19 protein-coding genes are annotated in these 16,603 nt (G+C 43.5%); 17 read left to right on the forward strand and 2 right to left on the reverse strand.

Going from position 1 to position 16,603, the window contains the following annotated elements:
• The first annotated feature begins 335 nt into the window (after nucleotides 1–335).
• From SORDD15_RS00665 to SORDD15_RS00680, 4 genes are read left to right on the forward strand one after another with little or no spacing between them, the layout of a single operon-like run.
• Nucleotides 336–1,382: a FecCD family ABC transporter permease gene (locus tag SORDD15_RS00665; protein ID WP_061413490.1), complete on the forward strand. Its 1,047-nt coding sequence runs from the start codon at nucleotides 336–338 to the stop codon at nucleotides 1,380–1,382.
• Between the two features lies 1 nt (nucleotide 1,383).
• Entirely contained in the window at nucleotides 1,384–2,139 is a 756-nt protein-coding gene (locus SORDD15_RS00670; protein ID WP_061413492.1) for an ABC transporter ATP-binding protein, read from the forward strand.
• A 19-nt stretch (nucleotides 2,140–2,158) separates the two neighbouring features.
• Complete coding sequence (locus SORDD15_RS00675) at nucleotides 2,159–3,169, forward strand: ABC transporter substrate-binding protein (RefSeq protein ID WP_061413494.1); 1,011 nt, start codon at nucleotides 2,159–2,161, stop codon at nucleotides 3,167–3,169.
• A complete protein-coding gene (locus SORDD15_RS00680; protein WP_061413496.1) occupies nucleotides 3,150–3,842 on the forward strand; it encodes an alpha/beta hydrolase-fold protein in 693 nt (230 codons plus the stop codon). The genes SORDD15_RS00675 and SORDD15_RS00680 overlap by 20 nt, the downstream gene beginning before the upstream one ends.
• Nucleotides 3,843–3,884: 42 nt before the next feature.
• Here the strand turns inward: SORDD15_RS00680 and SORDD15_RS00685 are convergent, their stop codons facing one another.
• Nucleotides 3,885–4,634: a lysophospholipid acyltransferase family protein gene (locus tag SORDD15_RS00685; RefSeq protein ID WP_061413498.1), complete on the reverse strand. Its 750-nt coding sequence runs from the start codon at nucleotides 4,632–4,634 to the stop codon at nucleotides 3,885–3,887.
• A 133-nt stretch (nucleotides 4,635–4,767) separates the two neighbouring features.
• Between SORDD15_RS00685 and SORDD15_RS00690 the strand changes: the two genes are divergently transcribed.
• The 6 genes from SORDD15_RS00690 to SORDD15_RS00715 all read left to right on the forward strand — a co-directional run bounded on the left by SORDD15_RS00690 (nucleotide 4,768) and on the right by SORDD15_RS00715 (nucleotide 11,933).
• Nucleotides 4,768–7,104, forward strand: a complete 2,337-nt coding sequence (locus SORDD15_RS00690) for a cation-translocating P-type ATPase (protein WP_061413500.1) — start codon at nucleotides 4,768–4,770, stop codon at nucleotides 7,102–7,104.
• A 101-nt stretch (nucleotides 7,105–7,205) separates the two neighbouring features.
• A complete protein-coding gene (locus SORDD15_RS00695; RefSeq protein ID WP_061413502.1) occupies nucleotides 7,206–7,883 on the forward strand; it encodes a tRNA (adenine(22)-N(1))-methyltransferase in 678 nt (225 codons plus the stop codon).
• Nucleotides 7,870–8,667, forward strand: a complete 798-nt coding sequence (locus SORDD15_RS00700; protein ID WP_061413504.1) for a Nif3-like dinuclear metal center hexameric protein — start codon at nucleotides 7,870–7,872, stop codon at nucleotides 8,665–8,667. The genes SORDD15_RS00695 and SORDD15_RS00700 overlap by 14 nt, the downstream gene beginning before the upstream one ends.
• Nucleotides 8,668–8,683: 16 nt before the next feature.
• Nucleotides 8,684–9,787 (forward strand): NAD(P)/FAD-dependent oxidoreductase, encoded by a 1,104-nt coding sequence (locus SORDD15_RS00705; RefSeq protein ID WP_061413506.1) that lies wholly within the window; start codon nucleotides 8,684–8,686, stop codon nucleotides 9,785–9,787.
• 102 nt (nucleotides 9,788–9,889) lie between these two features.
• Nucleotides 9,890–10,909, forward strand: a complete 1,020-nt coding sequence (gene galE / locus SORDD15_RS00710; protein WP_061413508.1) for a UDP-glucose 4-epimerase GalE — start codon at nucleotides 9,890–9,892, stop codon at nucleotides 10,907–10,909.
• Nucleotide 10,910: 1 nt separating this feature from the next.
• Nucleotides 10,911–11,933, forward strand: a complete 1,023-nt coding sequence (locus tag SORDD15_RS00715) for a glycosyltransferase family 2 protein (RefSeq protein ID WP_061415611.1) — start codon at nucleotides 10,911–10,913, stop codon at nucleotides 11,931–11,933.
• Between the two features lie 17 nt (nucleotides 11,934–11,950).
• On the opposite strand, the gene SORDD15_RS09855 is transcribed toward SORDD15_RS00715, so the two are convergent.
• Entirely contained in the window at nucleotides 11,951–12,154 is a 204-nt protein-coding gene (locus SORDD15_RS09855) for a ferredoxin (protein WP_002874767.1), read from the reverse strand.
• A gap of 45 nt (nucleotides 12,155–12,199) precedes the next feature.
• On the opposite strand from SORDD15_RS09855, the gene SORDD15_RS00720 reads away from it, so the two are divergent.
• The 7 genes from SORDD15_RS00720 to SORDD15_RS10385 all read left to right on the forward strand — a co-directional run.
• The gene (locus tag SORDD15_RS00720; protein WP_061413509.1) at nucleotides 12,200–12,706 is read left to right on the forward strand and encodes an SAG1386/EF1546 family surface-associated protein; all 507 of its coding nucleotides are present in this window, start codon (nucleotides 12,200–12,202) and stop codon (nucleotides 12,704–12,706) included.
• A 9-nt stretch (nucleotides 12,707–12,715) separates the two neighbouring features.
• Nucleotides 12,716–13,390, forward strand: coding sequence for a (d)CMP kinase (gene cmk / locus SORDD15_RS00725; RefSeq protein WP_000849406.1), 675 nt, complete (start codon nucleotides 12,716–12,718; stop codon nucleotides 13,388–13,390).
• A 118-nt stretch (nucleotides 13,391–13,508) separates the two neighbouring features.
• Nucleotides 13,509–14,015 carry a dihydrofolate reductase gene (locus SORDD15_RS00730; protein ID WP_061413511.1) on the forward strand — a complete coding sequence of 169 codons (507 nt, stop codon included), beginning with the start codon at nucleotides 13,509–13,511 and terminating at the stop codon, nucleotides 14,013–14,015.
• A gap of 201 nt (nucleotides 14,016–14,216) precedes the next feature.
• Nucleotides 14,217–15,449 (forward strand): ATP-dependent Clp protease ATP-binding subunit ClpX, encoded by a 1,233-nt coding sequence (gene clpX, locus SORDD15_RS00740; protein WP_061413513.1) that lies wholly within the window; start codon nucleotides 14,217–14,219, stop codon nucleotides 15,447–15,449.
• A gap of 8 nt (nucleotides 15,450–15,457) precedes the next feature.
• Nucleotides 15,458–16,045 (forward strand): ribosome biogenesis GTP-binding protein YihA/YsxC, encoded by a 588-nt coding sequence (gene yihA / locus SORDD15_RS00745; RefSeq protein ID WP_061413515.1) that lies wholly within the window; start codon nucleotides 15,458–15,460, stop codon nucleotides 16,043–16,045.
• 9 nt (nucleotides 16,046–16,054) lie between these two features.
• Nucleotides 16,055–16,435 (forward strand): RidA family protein, encoded by a 381-nt coding sequence (locus SORDD15_RS00750; RefSeq protein WP_001140420.1) that lies wholly within the window; start codon nucleotides 16,055–16,057, stop codon nucleotides 16,433–16,435.
• A 52-nt stretch (nucleotides 16,436–16,487) separates the two neighbouring features.
• Nucleotides 16,488–16,603 (forward strand): RNase adapter RapZ (locus SORDD15_RS10385; RefSeq protein ID WP_330996574.1); only part of this gene is annotated, 116 nt, incomplete at its 3' end.

Genomic DNA, 16,603 nt, shown 5'->3' on the forward strand with positions numbered 1-16,603 from the left:
GGGGCAGTTCACTCCCTTCGGGGAGATTTTTTGTTTCACTAACATTTTTGTACAATCTTCGGCTTGTCGCCTAGTCTATAAACGTTTTATCCAGCAAGAATTATGATGCTAAGGGCGCCAAAAATCCGTATGAAAATAGGGAAACAACACAGTGTTTGATGAACGCAAGGAGTTTCATCTTTTTCACTAGGATTATAGCCCGAGCTCAAATCAAGCTCTCAGATTTCAGAGGGCTTTTTCTATATATGCTTCTATCCTTGTTCATCTAATAGAAATATGGTATACTTTTCATGAGAATTTTCTAAATTTTTAAGATTCTATCAAAGGAGGTTTGCATGCTTTCCAAATTTTCTGGAAGCCGACGGGACCTGCAATTTGTGTTACTTTTAGGTATTTTGCTAGCTGTTTTAGGGATTTCGCTCTTTCTAGCAGTTTCTATGGGATCCGTTGCGATTGATCTAGGCGATACCTATCGGATTATTTTGAGCAGGTTGGGTTTTCCTCTTGAGATGGGAGAGGTTTCTAAGTCCACTCTTGCCATTGTATGGAATATGAGATTCCCTCGAGTATTGTTAGGCTTGATAATAGGGGCTGGTCTTTCGATGTGTGGTAGCGTGATGCAGTCCACAGTAAACAACCCCATTGCTGAGCCCTATGTCTTAGGCATCTCTGCGGGTGCAACTCTAGGGGCAACCTTGAGCATCATTCTCGGTTTGAAAGTGATGATTAGCCTTGGAGCTTTTCTTGGAGCTATTTTGGCAACAATTGCTGTCCTTATCATTGCCTCTATGCAGGGAAGGATGACGACTTCTAGTCTGATCTTATCAGGAACGGTGGTCAATGCCCTTTTTCTGGCATTTTCCAACTTTATCATCTCAGTTGGTGCTAATGCTGACAGTGTGATGACCATTAAGTTTTGGACCATGGGCTCGCTTGCTGGGACTACCTGGGCAGACTTGGTCCTGCCAACTATAGTAGTAGGAATGGCCTTTCTATTTTTCGCTACTCAGTATCGTGTTTTTAATGCGATGATGATGGGAGATGAAGCTGCTTTAACTTTGGGGATACCCTTACGCTTCTATTGGTATCTTTATGTGACCATGGTGGCTGTGCTGACAGCAGTCTTGGTGGCAACTTGTGGGATTATTGGATTTGTTGGTCTCATTACTCCTCACTTAGCTCGAGGGTTAGTAGGAACGAATTACAGGAGACTTTTTCCCGTTGCGACCTTACTGGGTGCCCTCTTTGTCGTCTGGGCGGATGTACTCTCTCGTGTCATCATTCCAAATGCTGAGCTTCCAATTGGTATTTTCACAGCCTTAGTAGGTGCTCCCTTCTTTATCTACATTGTTGGAGGTAGGCGAAGGGAGGTGAGGGCCTGATATGGACTTGATTTGTCAGGATGTCCACTTTGGACTGGGAGAGAAAAAAATCCTCAAAGGAGTTTCTCTTAAGGTTGAGGGGCATCAATTCCACACGATATTAGGGCCAAATGGAAGTGGGAAAACCAGTCTGCTTAAACTCCTCTATCGTCAGGAAAGGGCGGACAAAGGCTTGATAAGCTTAGATGGAAAGTCACTGGAGCATTGGTCACTCAAAGAAACAGCCAAGCAAATGGCAGTTGTCACCCAGTTTAACCAATTGCAGTTTGATTGTACAGTTGAGGAAATCGTCTTGCTGGGAAGGACTCCACACCTCTCTTTTTTACAGAAGGAAAAGGAAAGGGATTATGCCCTTGTTCAAGATGCCCTCGTCAAGGTGGATATGCTTGAGAAGAAAACTCGTCTCTATTCATCTCTGTCAGGGGGAGAAAAGCAACGAGTCTTATTAGCCCGTGCCTTAGCGCAAGAACCGACTCTCTTGCTCCTGGACGAACCAACCAATCACCTAGATATCAAGTACCAGCTAGACTTGTTGGCCATTGTGAAGAATCTTAAGGTTAATGTTCTAGCTGTCCTACATGATATTCAACTTGCTTGTCGCTATTCGGATTATCTCTATCTGATGAAAGAGGGGGAAATCCTTTACCAAGGTACTCCAAAGGAGACCATCACCCCTGAGTCATTGCAAACTGTATATGGAGTTCAAAGTCAGGTGACTTGGACTGAGGATCAGCAAGCCATGATTCACTATTTATAAGAATGAAAAGGAAAACAAGATGAAAAAAACACTAAGCATTTTACTCGTAACAGTAGCTACCCTAACCATGGCAGCTTGTGGTAACACTACTACAGAAAAAGCTACCACACAGTCTAGCACAGAAACAAGTCAAAAGGCCAGTACAGAGACGACTTATCCGTTAACGGTCAAAACCTATGACGCTAAGGGAAATGAAGTCGAACAAGTCTTTGACAAGGCACCTGAAAAAATTATCACCAACAATCTTTCAACCACTGAAATCTTATTGGAGCTAGGCTTGAAGGATAAAATTGCTGGCATGCTCAACCCGGACAATGTTGTAACAGACAAATACAAGGACGCGATTGCGACGATTCCTCAAATTGGGGATAAAAAAACAGTCTCTCAAGAGACAGTCCTTTCTTATGAACCAGATGCGGTGATGGGTCGAAACATGATGTTTTCTGAAAAATCCTTGGGAACAGTTAGCACTTGGAATGAAAATAAAATCCCAGTCTATACGCAAAAAGCTTCTCTCTCAACGATTCAGCAAGATTTGGGAAATATCGTAGAAGATGTCAAAAATCTTGGAATGATTTTCAATGTTCAGGACAAGGCTAATGAATACGCAGCCCAATTACAAGCTAAAATTGACGCTGTTAAGAAAGCAAACCCAGCAAGCCAAGGTGAAAAGAAAAAGGCTTTGATTATGGTTGCTTATAATGACGAAACCTTCGGCGCTTACAAGTCTGCTTTGCAAGAGAGCCTTCTAAATCAACTTGGTTATACCAACGTCGCAACGGGAACATCAGGCTTGACCTTGGAAAATCTCGTGTCAATGGATCCTGAGTTGATTATCTATGTAACCAGCGACCGCAATAAAAAATTGGATGCCAACGCAGTAGAGTTGATGAAGGCAAATGAAGTTTTGGAAAACGTTCCTGCAATTAAGAATCAAAAAATTATGACCATTTCTTACGATGAGTTGATGGACTATGGCCCAGCAGTGATTGATTCCCTTGAGAAAATCAATGACTTTATCAATAAATAATGAGTTTGATTGGGAAGGGATCCAAGTCAAGGTCAGTCTTCCTTCGACCTATGATCCCAATCAAACCTATCCAGCTATTCTCCTGAATGATGGAAACTTGAATTTTCTATCTTCCCTTTCAGAATCTGTGATTTTAGTGGGCTTGACCTCTAAAAATCGCCTAGACGACTACACTCCATGGAAGGCATCTGCTCTGAAAGATGGGGCTCCAGATTTTGGCGGTCAGGCAACTGCCTATCATGATCATTTATTTGGAGGTCTTTTAGACAAGTTGCAGTCGCTTTATCGCCTGGACAAAAATCGCCTTGCTTATGGAGGATACTCACTAGGTGGTTTGGCGGCAGTATACAGTCTTTTCCATTTTGACAAGGTCCCCTGTATCTTCTCTATCTGTGGTTCCTTTTGGTATCCTGATTTTGTGACTTACTGCAAGGAAGAAAAGGTGAAAAATTTGGACTGTTTGCTGTATTTACAGAATGGCCAAACAGAAGGAGCCCATCATACTAATCGCTTGGCTCAAGCACCAGCCTATGCTGAGCAGATCCATACCAGTCTTCAGAAACGTTATCCGACTGGTCAGTTTGTCTTTGATCCCTATGGGCATCATGAGCAAGTGGCTGAGCGGTTTCTAGCCTTTTCCAACTGGTTGGCTCAAAAATGGAAAATTGCATAAAAGAAATATCCCTTGGTAAAAGCCAAGGGATATTTGTATTTTTTAACCAAGTTTCTCTCTCTTCTTATCTGGATTCCAGATAAAGCTTGCGATGAAGGTAAAGATAATCGTTAGGATACCAACAATCACAGCAAGGATAAGGGCTGGGATTCGAACAAACCACCAGAGTGGGTTTGGTTTTTTATCATTGTGCCATTGCTTGGTTTCTTCGTCTAAACGTTGGAATTCAGCTTGGATGCGGTCTGCAACCATTTCGATTCCTTCATCATTCATTTTCTTGATATCTGAGATATCGATTGGATTTCCAAAGTTCATATCGACACGCTCACGGCTAACCAAGCCCTTCAAGGTCATGGGACCGGTGTAGGTAACAGGCATGATACGGACCTTAGCCATTTTGGCAATCAAGGCAACTCCACCCTTGACATCGTTTGAGTGACGGCTCCCACTTGGAAACATGATGAGAGAGCGGTCGCTTTTTTTGAGGACGTTGATAGGGTATTTGATGGCAGAGGCATTAGGTTTTTCCCGGTCGATAGGAAAGGCGCCGCACATACGGATCCACCAGCCAAAGATACGGTTGTTAAACAGCTCTTTTTTGGCCATAAAGATGAACTGTTTTGGCTTGGTCGCAAAGGCCATATAAACAGGATCCCACCAGGTACGGTGAGGTGCGACGAGAATATAGTTTTCGTTTCGGCTAGGGATTTTATCAGTATTGTGATAGTGGGCATTGCCATTGATGGACCACAAGATCAGCATGACCAGTCCACGCAAATAAGTATAAAACATGAGATCTCCTTCGATTGTATTGCTTTTATTATTATACCTTATCAAAAGACTGCTGGCAAACTTTTTCAGTTATCAGCCAACAGTTTTTGGATGAGATTAGAATTTTTCTAGAAAAAATGATATGATAGAGTTTATGGATAAAAATAAGATTATAGGATTAACCCAAAGAGAAGTCAAGGAAAGACAGGCTCAAGGTTTGGTCAATGACTTTACCGCTTCAGCTAGTACCAGTACTTGGCAAATTTTTAAACGAAATGTTTTTACACTTTTTAACGCATTAAACTTTGTTATTGCCCTAGCGCTGGCCTTTGTGCAGGCTTGGAGCAATCTGGTCTTCTTTGCCGTTATCTGCTTTAACGCTTTTTCTGGGATTGTGACTGAGCTACGAGCCAAACACATGGTGGACAAGCTCAATCTCATGACCAAGGAAAAAGTCAAAACCATTCGTGATGGTCAAGAAGTTGCTCTCGATCCAGAAGAATTAGTCCTAGGAGATGTCATTCGTTTGTCTGCTGGAGAGCAGATTCCTAGTGATGCCTTGGTTTTGGAAGGCTTTGCGGAAGTCAATGAAGCCATGTTGACCGGTGAGAGTGATTTGGTGCAAAAAGAAGTGGATGCTCTGCTTTTATCAGGCAGTTTTCTAGCCAGTGGCGCAGTTTTGGCTCAAGTTCACCATGTCGGAGCAGACAACTATGCTTCCAAACTCATGCTGGAAGCTAAGACGGTGAAACCGATCAACTCCCGTATCATGAAATCGCTGGACAAGCTAGCTGGTTTTACTGGGAAGATTATCATTCCCTTTGGATTGGCCCTCTTGCTAGAAGCCTTGATGTTAAAAGGTTTGCCCCTCAAGTCATCCGTTGTAAATTCGTCAACAGCCCTTTTAGGGATGTTGCCCAAAGGAATCGCCCTTTTGACCATTACTTCGCTCTTGACTGCAGTGATCAAGCTGGGCTTGAAAAAGGTCTTGGTCCAGGAGATGTACTCTGTTGAGACCTTGGCGCGCGTGGATATGCTCTGTCTGGACAAGACGGGCACCATCACCCAAGGAAAGATGCAGGTGGAGGCGGTTCTTCCGCTGACGGAAACTTATGGTGACGAGACTATTGCCAGCATTTTGACCAGCTATATCGCTCACAGTGAGGATAAAAATCCAACAGCCCAAGCCATTCGCCAGCGTTTCCAAGGACAGGTTGCCTATCCTATGATCTCGAATCTTCCCTTCTCAAGCGACCGCAAGTGGGGTGCTATGGAATTGGAAGGTCTAGGGACAGTTTTCTTAGGGGCGCCTGAGATGTTGCTTGAAAATGAAGTCCCTGAAGCTAGACAGGCCTTGGAGAGAGGCTCACGTGTCTTGGTCTTGGCCCTCAGTCAGGAAAAATTAGACCATCGCAAACCTCAGAAACCATCTGACATTCAAGCCCTAGCCTTGCTGGAGATCTTGGACCCCATTCGAGAAGGAGCTGCTGAGACGCTGGACTATCTCCGTTCTCAGGAAGTGGGCCTCAAAATTATATCTGGTGACAATCCGGTCACTGTATCCAGCATTGCCCAGAAGGCTGGCTTTGCCGACTATCACAGCTATGTAGATTGCTCAAAAATCACGGATGAGGAATTGATTGCCATGGCTGAGGGAACAGCAATTTTTGGTCGTGTTTCCCCTCATCAAAAGAAACTCATCATCCAAACGCTGAAAAAAGCAGGGCATACAACGGCTATGACAGGTGACGGAGTCAATGATATCCTGGCCCTTCGTGAGGCGGATTGTTCTATCGTTATGGCTGAAGGAGATCCTGCGACTCGTCAGATTGCTAATCTGGTTCTCTTGAACTCAGACTTTAATGATGTTCCTGAAATTCTCTTTGAAGGTCGTCGTGTGGTCAATAACATCGCCCACATCGCACCAATTTTCTTGATTAAGACGATTTATTCCTTCCTGTTAGCAGTTATCTGTATCGCCAGTGCTTTGCTGGGACGGTCTGAGTGGATTTTGATTTTCCCTTTCATTCCGATCCAGATTACCATGATCGACCAATTCGTGGAAGGGTTCCCACCATTCGTTCTGACTTTTGAGCGGAATATCAAACCTGTTGAGCCAAATTTCCTCAGAAGATCCATGATTCGTGCCCTACCAAGTGCACTCATGGTCGTGTTCAGCGTTCTCTTTGTGAAACTATTTGGAGCGAGTCAAGGCTGGTCTGAGATAGAAATCTCAACCCTACTCTATTATCTCCTTGGGTCTATCGGTTTCTTATCCGTATTTAGAGCCTGCATGCCATTCACCCTCTGGCGAGTTCTCTTGATTGTCTGGTCAGTAGGAGGCTTCCTAGCCACAGCTCTTTTCCCAATGATTCAAAAGCTACTTGAAATTTCGACCTTGACTGGACAAACGTTGCCTATTTATGGGGCCATGATACTGGTCTTTACGGTTATTTTCATTCTAACCAGTCGTTATCAAGCTAGAAAATAAAGAAAGACTGCAATCTGTGGATTGCGGTCTTTTTAGGTGCAAGGTTGCTAGCTGAAATATGGTATAATAAGAGGTAATAGAGTTTTGGAAAGAGAGAGAAGATGATTTCAAAGAGATTAGAATTGGTGGCATCATTTGTACCGCAAGGTGCCATTTTACTAGATGTGGGGAGTGACCATGCTTATCTGCCTATCGAGTTAGTCGAGAGAGGCCAAATCAAAAGCGCCATTGCAGGTGAGGTGGTGGAAGGCCCCTACCAGTCAGCGGTGAAAAATGTTGAGACTCACGGTCTAAAGGAGAAAATTCAGGTTCGTTTAGCCAATGGCTTGGCAGCATTTGAGGAGGTAGACCAAGTCTCGGTTATCACCATTGCTGGTATGGGAGGCCGTTTGATTGCTACCATATTGGAAGAAGGTTTGGACAAAATAGCTAATGTAGAACGTTTGATCCTCCAACCCAATAATCGTGAAGACGACTTGCGCATTTGGCTACAAGATCACGGTTTTCAGATTGTAGCAGAAAGCATCCTAGAAGAAGCTGGCAAGTTTTATGAAATTCTAGTAGTGGAAGCTGGACAAATGAAGTTATCTGCCAGTGATGTCCGCTTTGGTCCTTTCTTGTCCAAAGAAGTCAGTCCAGTCTTTGTCCAAAAATGGCAAAAGGAAACTGCTAAGTTAGAATTTGCTCTTAGTCAAATTCCAGAAAAAAATCTGGAGGAACGTCAAATTTTATCAGATAAAATTCAAGCCATCAAGGAGGTTCTCCATGCTAGCAAGTGAAGTGATAAAACGCTACGAAGCCTTTTGCCCCCAGGAATTTTCTATGGAGGGAGATAGCCACGGTCTGCAAATCGGTACTCTAGACAAGGAAATCCAAAGGGTTATGGTTGCCCTCGATATACGTGAAGAGACGGTGGCAGAGGCCGTTGAAAAGGGTGTGGACTTGATTATCGTCAAGCACGCACCAATTTTTCGTCCTATCAAGGACTTGGTTGCCAACCGTCCGCAAAATCAGATTTACATCGACCTCATCAAGCATGACATTGCAGTTTATGTCAGCCATACCAATATTGACATTGTTGAAAATGGTCTCAATGACTGGTTCTGTCAGATGCTAGGCATTGAGGAGACGACTTATCTTCAGGAAACAGGTCCTGAACGTGGGATTGGTCGTATTGGGAATATTCATCCTCAGACCTTTGGAGAATTGGCCCAGCATGTCAAGCAAGTCTTTGGCCTAGATAGTCTTCGAATGGTACATTATCAAGAGAGTGATTTGCAGAAGCCTATTTCAAGAGTAGCCATATGTGGTGGCAGCGGGCAGTCTTTCTACTCGGATGCTTTGACAAAGGGGGCAGATGTCTACATCACTGGTGATATTTACTATCACACAGCTCAGGATATGTTGTCTGATGGCTTGTTGGCACTGGATCCAGGTCATTATATCGAAGTGCTTTTTGTGGAAAAAATTGCAGCACTTCTTACTCAATGGAAGGAAGAGAAAGCTTGGGGCATTGATATCTTGCCTAGTCAGGCATCGACCGATCCTTTCCACCATATCTAGATAGAAGGTGAAGACAATGAAAAAAGTAGCCATTATCGGAGCAGGGATTGTAGGGGCAACAGCTGCCTACTACCTCTCGAAAGAAAGTGACCTAGAGGTTACCGTCTTTGACCATGGACAGGGGCAGGCTACCAAGGCAGCAGCAGGAATTATCAGTCCTTGGTTTTCAAAACGACGCAATAAAGCTTGGTACAAGATGGCGCGTTTGGGGGCTGACTTTTATGTGGATTTGTTGGCTGATTTAGAAAAATCTGGTCAGGAAATCGACTTTTACCAACGCTCAGGAGTTTTTCTCTTGAAAAAGGATGAATCCAAGTTAGAAGAACTCTATGAACTAGCCCTCCAGCGTAGGGAAGAATCTCCCTTGATAGGTCAGTTAGCTATCATGGATCAAGCCTCAGCTAATGAATTATTTCCTGGTTTGCAGGGATTCGACCGCTTGCTCTATGCTTCTGGTGGGGCAAGAGTAGATGGTCACCTCTTAGTGACTCGTCTGCTAGAAGCCAGTCAGGTCAAGCTGGTCAAAGAAAAAGTGACTCTGACACCTTTAACATCTGGTTATCAGATTGGTGAAGAGGTATTTGACCAGGTTATTTTGGCAACAGGAGCTTGGTTGAGGGACATTTTGGAGCCTTTAGGATATGAAGTAGATGCTCGTCCCCAAAAGGGGCAACTCCAAGATTATCAGCTTGCCCAAGACATGGAAGCCTACCCTGTTGTCATGCCGGAAGGGGAGTGGGATTTGATTCCTTTTTCAGGTGGGAAATTGTCCTTAGGCGCTACTCATGAAAATGATATGGGATTTGACTTGACGGTGGATGAACCCTTGCTTCAACAAATGGAGGAAGCAGCATTGCCATACTACCCAGCCTTGGCTGAAGCTACTATAAGAGGTGATCGAGTAGGAATTCGCGCCTATACCAGTGATTTCTCCCCTTTCTTTGGACAGGTGCCAGGCTTAGCGGGTGTTTATGCGGCTAGTGGTCTAGGTTCATCAGGTCTCACAACGGGTCCGATCATCGGGTATCATCTAGCTCAACTGGTCCAAGACAAGGAGTTGACCTTGGACCCAGTAAACTACCCAATTGCAAACTATGTCAAGCGAGTAAAAAGCGAGTAAGATTTTACTGAAATTTTAGCAGGTAGTTTAGGATGTCAAATGACATTCCCTATCAAAAATGATAAAATAAGAAAAAATAATCCGAGAATCGAGGAAAAAAAGATGCAAGAAAAGATTTTGGTAACGGGTGGTGCTGGTTTTATCGGAACCCACACTGTTATTGAGTTGATCCAAGCAGGTCATCAAGTGGTTGTGGTGGATAATCTTGTCAATAGCAATCGTAAAAGTTTAGAAGTTGTTGAGAGAATTACAGGAGTCGAGATTCCTTTTTATGAGGCAGATATCCGTGACACAGATACACTCAGAGATATTTTCAAGCAGGAAGAACCGACTGGTGTGATTCACTTTGCTGGTTTGAAGGCTGTTGGTGAATCTACACGTATCCCTCTTGCCTACTATGACAACAATATCGCTGGAACTGTCAGCCTTTTAAAAGCTATGGAAGAAGCTAATTGTAAGAACATCATCTTCAGTTCTTCTGCGACAGTTTACGGAGACCCTCATACAGTTCCAATCTTAGAAGATTTCCCACTTTCTGTGACCAATCCATATGGTCGCACCAAGCTTATGCTTGAGGAAATTTTGACCGATATTTACAAGGCAGACTCAGAATGGAATGTGGTCTTACTTCGTTACTTTAACCCAATCGGAGCACATGAAAGTGGAGACTTGGGAGAAAATCCTAATGGAATTCCAAACAATCTCTTGCCTTATGTTTCACAAGTAGCAGTTGGCAAACTAGAGCAAGTGCAAGTATTTGGAGATGATTACGATACAGAAGATGGAACTGGTGTTCGTGACTATATCCATGTCGTCGATTTAGCCAAAGGTCACGTTGCAGCTCTGAAAAAACTCCAAAAAGGTTCAGGTCTTAATATTTATAACCTTGGAACTGGTAAAGGTTACTCCGTTCTTGAAATTATCCAAAATATGGAAAAAGCAGTAGGACGTCCTATTCCTTATCGCATCGTAGAACGCCGCCCAGGTGATATCGCTGCTTGCTACTCAGACCCAGCAAAAGCCAAAGCAGAGCTCGGATGGGAAGCAGAACTCGACATCACCCAAATGTGTGAAGACGCATGGCGTTGGCAAAGCAAGCATCCAAATGGATTTGAAGACTAAGATGATGATTTCAATCATCGTCCCTTGTCTAAACGAAGAGGAAGTACTTCCTCTTTTTTATCAGTCTGTGGAAGCTCTGCTTCCTGACTTGGGAGCAGAAGTCGAATACGTCTTTGTAGACGATGGCTCAAGCGATGGGACCTTGGAGCTTTTGAAGACCTATCGGGAGCAAAATCCTGCGGTCCGTTATGTCTCATTCTCTCGAAATTTTGGGAAAGAGGCAGCCATCTACGCAGGCTTGCAGCATGCAACTGGAGACTTGGTGGTCGTGATGGATGCAGACCTTCAGGATCCTCCAAGTATGCTGCTTGAGATGAAAGCCTTACTAGACCAAAATGCAGACTTGGACTGTGTTGGGACACGGAGAACTAGTCGGGAGGGAGAACCCTTTTTCCGCAGTTTCTGTGCTGACCTCTTTTACCGCCTCATGCAAAAAATTAGCCCAGTAGCCTTGCCCTCAGGTGTCCGTGATTTTCGCATGATGAGAAGGTCTGTGGTAGATGCTATTTTAACCCTGACCGAATCCAATCGATTTTCTAAAGGACTCTTTGCCTGGGTGGGTTTTAAAACGCACTATCTTGATTATCCAAACGTTGAACGACAGGCTGGCAAGACCAGTTGGAGTTTTAGACAACTCTTTTTCTACTCGATTGAAGGGATTCTTAACTTTTCAGATTTTCCCTTGAGTATAGCCTTTGTAGCGGGACTCCTATCTTGTTTTCTTTCTTTTGTGATGACTGTTTTTGTAGTATTTCGGACTCTTATCCTGGGAAATCCCACATCTGGTTGGACCTCTTTGATGGCTGTCATTCTTTTTCTTGGAGGGATTCAGCTCCTGACGATTGGGATTCTCGGTAAGTATATCAGTAAGATCTATCTAGAGACCAAAAAAAGACCACTCTATCTCGTCAAAGAAAAAAGTGACCTTCCTGATTTTACAGAAAAAATAAAGAGAAAAGACTATAATTTTGCATGGAAATATGCTAAACTAGTAAGTGTGGGAAAAATGAGAAAAAATCAATAACATTCATTCCCTGCTTCCTACGATGGATCTTTTAGAAGTGCTCTTGTAGGACAATTTTTGATGGCCTCCAGAACATCGCTGGTCTCAGCGATTTCTCTTTGCAATTCAACTGGATCATCGTAAAATCGAACGATTCCATTATCATGGTAATCAAAGAGTTCAGAATAAGTTTGGCAAAGCCCGCAGGCGATGCACCGTTCGGGTATAAGTGTGACTTTCATATTTATATTGTAATAAGAAAATGTAAAAAAAACAAGGAGTAAGGTATGGAAAAAGAACCGTGGCAAGAAGATATTTACGAAAACAATGAGGAAGAAACAAGATCAGAGCGTCGACACCGGAAACAAAAAGGGAAAGGCGTTGTTGCGAATCGTGTCTTGACGGTTCTAGCTAGCCTCTTCTTTGTAATCGTTGTAGCAATGGTAGTTGTATTGATTTACCTATCAACCGGAGGAAGCAATCGTACTTCATCTTTGAAGGACTTCTATGATGCATCGTCTCCTTCTACAAGTTCAAGTTCTAAAGTGGAAGTATCATCATCTTCAAGTAGCAAGGTAGAAGAAACAGCTTCTTCTGAGATAACTCCTTCAGAGAGCAGTTCAGAAGATCATACAGAAGGAGAAGGAACACTCACTGTGCATCCTGGAGAAGGTGAAGCAGCGATTGCTCAACGTGCAGGGATTTCCATTGCCCAGCTAGAAGCCCTAAATCCTTCTCACATGTCATCTGGATCTTGGTTTGCCAACCCAGGTGATGTCATCAAGACTAGATAGGAGTTGGTGATGAAGACAATTCAAATTGCTATCGATGGTCCGGCTTCCAGTGGTAAGAGTACGGTCGCAAAGATTGTTGCTAAGGATTTTGGTTACACTTATCTCGATACGGGTGCTATGTACCGTGCTGCGACTTATATAGCGCTCAAGCACCAGTTGGATGCAGGAAATGTAGACCAACTTCTTGAGCTTCTTAACCAACACCCCATTAGTTTTGGACGTTCAGAAACAGGTGAGCAACTTGTTTTTGTAGGGGATGTTGATATTACCCATCCTATCCGTGAAAATGAAGTGACCAACAAGGTTTCAAGCATCGCTGCCATTCCTGAAGTGCGTGAAAAACTGGTTTCTCTCCAGCAAGAGATTGCTCAGCAAGGTGGTATCGTTATGGATGGGCGTGATATCGGGACAGTTGTTTTACCACAAGCTGAACTCAAGATTTTCCTAGTGGCTTCTGTTGAAGAAAGAGCAGAGCGTCGTTACAAGGAAAATATTGCTAAAGGGATTGAGACTGACTTGGAAACGCTGAAAGAAGAAATTGCGGCACGTGACTACAAAGATAGTCATCGTGAAACCTCGCCCCTCAAGCAGGCTGAGGATGCAGTTTACCTCGACACAACTGGACTAAGTATCCAAGAAGTGGTCGAAAAAATCGAATCAGAAGCAAAAAAATATATGTCCTAGGGACGAGAGGAGCAGGCTAAATGAAGCCTGCTCCTTTTCTCTCTTTTGCGCGCGTTTCAAAACAGCCTTTTTGGGAGAATTTTGATAAAATAGTAGTATCAATAAAAAGGACGGAAGCATGACAAAGAAAATCATAGCCATTTGGGCCCAAGATGAAAAAGGTGTGATTGGGAAGGAAGATCGTCTCCCTTGGCATTTGCCGGCAGAGTTGCAACATTTTAAGGAAACAACTTTAAATCATGCTATACTGATGGGACGAGTGACCTTTGATGGCATGGGACGTCGTTTGCTTCCAAAACGGCAAACCTTGATTTTAACGCGCAATAGCGAAGAAGTCATAGATGGGGCGCTCGTATTTCAAGATGTGGAGTCTGTTTTAGCGTGGTATCAGAGTCAGGAAAAAAATCTCTATATCATTGGCGGAAAACAGATTTTTCAGGCTTTTGAGCCATATTTAGATGAAATCATCGTGACACAGATTCATGCTCAGGTAGAGGGAGATACCTATTTCCCTGAGGCGTTTGACTTGTCTCGTTTTGAGACGTTCGCAAGCAAATCTTACACCCGAGATGAGAAAAACGACTATGATTTTACCATCGAATACCGAGATAGAAAGGAAGTCTAATGGAGCGCAGTATATTTGGATTTTTTACAGCTTTTTTGTGCGTAATCTGTATTTTGACTGGAGCACAGGCTTTTCGTAAGAAGCGCTATGGACTGTCTGCCTTACTCTGGTTGAATGCTTTTACCAATCTGGTGAACAGTGTCCACGCTTTTTATATGACCTTATTTTAGATAGAATGATAAATTAGAATGGAAGGAAATCATGCCTACAAATAGGAAAAATGATATGATGGTTTATTGCTCATTTTGTGGCAAAAGCCAAGAAGAAGTAAAGAAAATAATCGCTGGGAACAACGCCTTTATCTGTAATGAATGTGTGGAGTTGGCCCAGGAAATCATTCGGGAGGAGTTGGCCGAGGAAGTTTTGGCAGACTTGTCTGAAGTACCAAAACCAATCGAACTCCTCAATATCCTAAACCACTATGTGATTGGTCAGGATCGTGCCAAACGTGCTCTTTCCGTGGCTGTATACAATCACTACAAACGCATCAATTTCCACGATACACGTGAAGAGTCAGAAGATGTGGATTTGCAGAAGTCAAACATCTTGATGATCGGTCCAACTGGTTCTGGGAAAACTTTCCTTGCTCAGACTTTGGCTAAGAGCTTGAATGTGCCTTTTGCTATTGCAGATGCGACAGCTCTGACTGAGGCTGGGTATGTGGGTGAGGATGTGGAAAATATCCTCCTCAAACTCTTGCAGGCTGCTGACTTTAACATCGAACGTGCAGAACGTGGGATTATCTATGTAGATGAAATTGACAAAATTGCCAAGAAAAGCGAGAATGTGTCTATCACACGTGACGTTTCGGGTGAAGGTGTGCAACAAGCCCTTCTCAAGATTATCGAGGGAACTGTCGCTAGCGTGCCACCTCAAGGAGGACGCAAACATCCACAACAAGAGATGATTCAGGTGGATACTAAAAATATCCTCTTTATCGTGGGTGGTGCTTTTGATGGCATCGAAGAAATCGTTAAACAACGTCTGGGAGAAAAAGTCATCGGTTTTGGCCAAAATAACAAGGCGATTGACGAAAACAGCTCCTACATGCAAGAAATCATCGCAGAAGACATTCAAAAATTCGGTATTATCCCTGAGTTGATTGGACGCTTGCCTGTCTTTGCTGCTCTTGAGCAATTGACGGTAGATGACTTGGTTCGCATCCTGAAAGAGCCAAGAAATGCCTTGGTGAAACAATACCAAACCTTGCTTTCTTATGATGACGTTGAGTTGGAATTTGACGATGAAGCTCTTCAAGAAATTGCCACTAAAGCCATCGAACGTAAGACTGGTGCGCGTGGTCTTCGCTCAATCATTGAAGAAACCATGCTAGACGTTATGTTTGAAGTGCCAAGTCAAGAAAATGTGAAATTGGTCCGCATCACGAAAGAAGCTGTCGATGGAACGGAAAAACCAATCCTAGAAACAGCCTAGAGGTGACTATGGAAATCAATACACACAATGCTGAAATCTTGCTCAGTGCGGCCAACAAGTCCCACTATCCGCAGGATGACCTGCCAGAGATTGCCCTTGCAGGGCGTTCAAATGTTGGCAAATCTAGCTTTATCAACACTATGCTGAACCGCAAAAATCTTGCTCGTACATCAGGAAAACCTGGAAAGACCCAGTTACTCAACTTCTTTAACATTGATGACAAGATGCGCTTTGTGGATGTTCCAGGTTATGGCTATGCCCGCGTTTCCAAAAAGGAGCGTGAAAAGTGGGGGCGCATGATTGAGGAGTACTTAACGACTCGGGGAAATCTTCGTGCGGTTGTCAGTCTAGTTGACCTTCGTCATGACCCGTCAGCAGATGATGTGCAGATGTACGAATTTCTCAAGTATTATGAGATTCCGGTCATCATTGTTGCGACTAAGGCGGACAAGATTCCTCGTGGTAAGTGGAACAAGCACGAATCAGCAATCAAAAAGAAATTAAACTTTGACCCAAGTGACGACTTTATCCTCTTTTCATCTGTCAGCAAGGCAGGGATGGATCAGGCTTGGGATGCAATATTAGAAAAATTGTGAGGGAAAGAAATGGCAAAAACAATTCATACAGACAAAGCTCCAAAAGCAATCGGACCTTATGTTCAAGGAAAAATCGTTGGCAATCTTTTGTTTGCTAGCGGTCAAGTTCCCCTATCTCCTGAAACTGGAGAAATTGTAGGTGAAACGATCCAAGAACAGACCGAACAAGTTTTGAAAAATATCGGTGCTATTTTGGCAGAAGCGGGAACGGACTTTGATCACGTTGTCAAAACAACTTGCTTCTTGAGCGATATGAACGACTTTGTTCCTTTTAATGAGGTTTACCAAACGGCCTTTAAAGAGGAGTTCCCAGCTCGTTCAGCTGTAGAGGTTGCACGTCTTCCTCGTGATGTAAAAGTCGAAATTGAAGTGATCGCAGAGATTGGATAAGCTAGTTGAAGTTTGGCTCTGCCAAACTTTTTTTTGATATAAGGAGAGATAGATGACAAAGAAACAACTTCACCTGGTAATTGTAACAGGGATGAGTGGCGCAGGGAAAACGGTAGCCATTCAGTCCTTCGAGGATTTGGGATATTTTACCATTGACAATATGCCACC

It is taken from the genome of Streptococcus oralis, from assembly GCF_001578935.1.
Taxonomy (GTDB): Bacteria; Bacillota; Bacilli; order Lactobacillales; family Streptococcaceae; genus Streptococcus; species Streptococcus oralis_R.

Excerpts from the sequence above, each read along its gene's own strand:
- SORDD15_RS00700 (WP_061413504.1), top strand. The coding sequence starts at position 7,870 with ATGCTAGCAAGTGAAGTGATAAAACGCTACGAAGCCTTTTGCCCCCAG.
- SORDD15_RS00685 (WP_061413498.1), bottom strand. The coding sequence starts at position 4,634 with ATGTTTTATACTTATTTGCGTGGACTGGTCATGCTGATCTTGTGGTCC.
- SORDD15_RS00730 (WP_061413511.1), top strand. The coding sequence starts at position 13,509 with ATGACAAAGAAAATCATAGCCATTTGGGCCCAAGATGAAAAAGGTGTG.
- cmk (WP_000849406.1), top strand. The coding sequence starts at position 12,716 with ATGAAGACAATTCAAATTGCTATCGATGGTCCGGCTTCCAGTGGTAAG.
- galE (WP_061413508.1), top strand. The coding sequence starts at position 9,890 with ATGCAAGAAAAGATTTTGGTAACGGGTGGTGCTGGTTTTATCGGAACC.
- SORDD15_RS00750 (WP_001140420.1), top strand. The coding sequence starts at position 16,055 with ATGGCAAAAACAATTCATACAGACAAAGCTCCAAAAGCAATCGGACCT.
- SORDD15_RS00680 (WP_061413496.1), top strand. The coding sequence starts at position 3,150 with ATGACTTTATCAATAAATAATGAGTTTGATTGGGAAGGGATCCAAGTC.
- clpX (WP_061413513.1), top strand. The coding sequence starts at position 14,217 with ATGCCTACAAATAGGAAAAATGATATGATGGTTTATTGCTCATTTTGT.
- SORDD15_RS00670 (WP_061413492.1), top strand. The coding sequence starts at position 1,384 with ATGGACTTGATTTGTCAGGATGTCCACTTTGGACTGGGAGAGAAAAAA.
- SORDD15_RS00715 (WP_061415611.1), top strand. The coding sequence starts at position 10,911 with ATGATGATTTCAATCATCGTCCCTTGTCTAAACGAAGAGGAAGTACTT.
- SORDD15_RS00720 (WP_061413509.1), top strand. The coding sequence starts at position 12,200 with ATGGAAAAAGAACCGTGGCAAGAAGATATTTACGAAAACAATGAGGAA.
- SORDD15_RS00690 (WP_061413500.1), top strand. The coding sequence starts at position 4,768 with ATGGATAAAAATAAGATTATAGGATTAACCCAAAGAGAAGTCAAGGAA.
- yihA (WP_061413515.1), top strand. The coding sequence starts at position 15,458 with ATGGAAATCAATACACACAATGCTGAAATCTTGCTCAGTGCGGCCAAC.
- SORDD15_RS09855 (WP_002874767.1), bottom strand. The coding sequence starts at position 12,154 with ATGAAAGTCACACTTATACCCGAACGGTGCATCGCCTGCGGGCTTTGC.
- SORDD15_RS00705 (WP_061413506.1), top strand. The coding sequence starts at position 8,684 with ATGAAAAAAGTAGCCATTATCGGAGCAGGGATTGTAGGGGCAACAGCT.
- SORDD15_RS00675 (WP_061413494.1), top strand. The coding sequence starts at position 2,159 with ATGAAAAAAACACTAAGCATTTTACTCGTAACAGTAGCTACCCTAACC.
- SORDD15_RS00695 (WP_061413502.1), top strand. The coding sequence starts at position 7,206 with ATGATTTCAAAGAGATTAGAATTGGTGGCATCATTTGTACCGCAAGGT.
- SORDD15_RS00665 (WP_061413490.1), top strand. The coding sequence starts at position 336 with ATGCTTTCCAAATTTTCTGGAAGCCGACGGGACCTGCAATTTGTGTTA.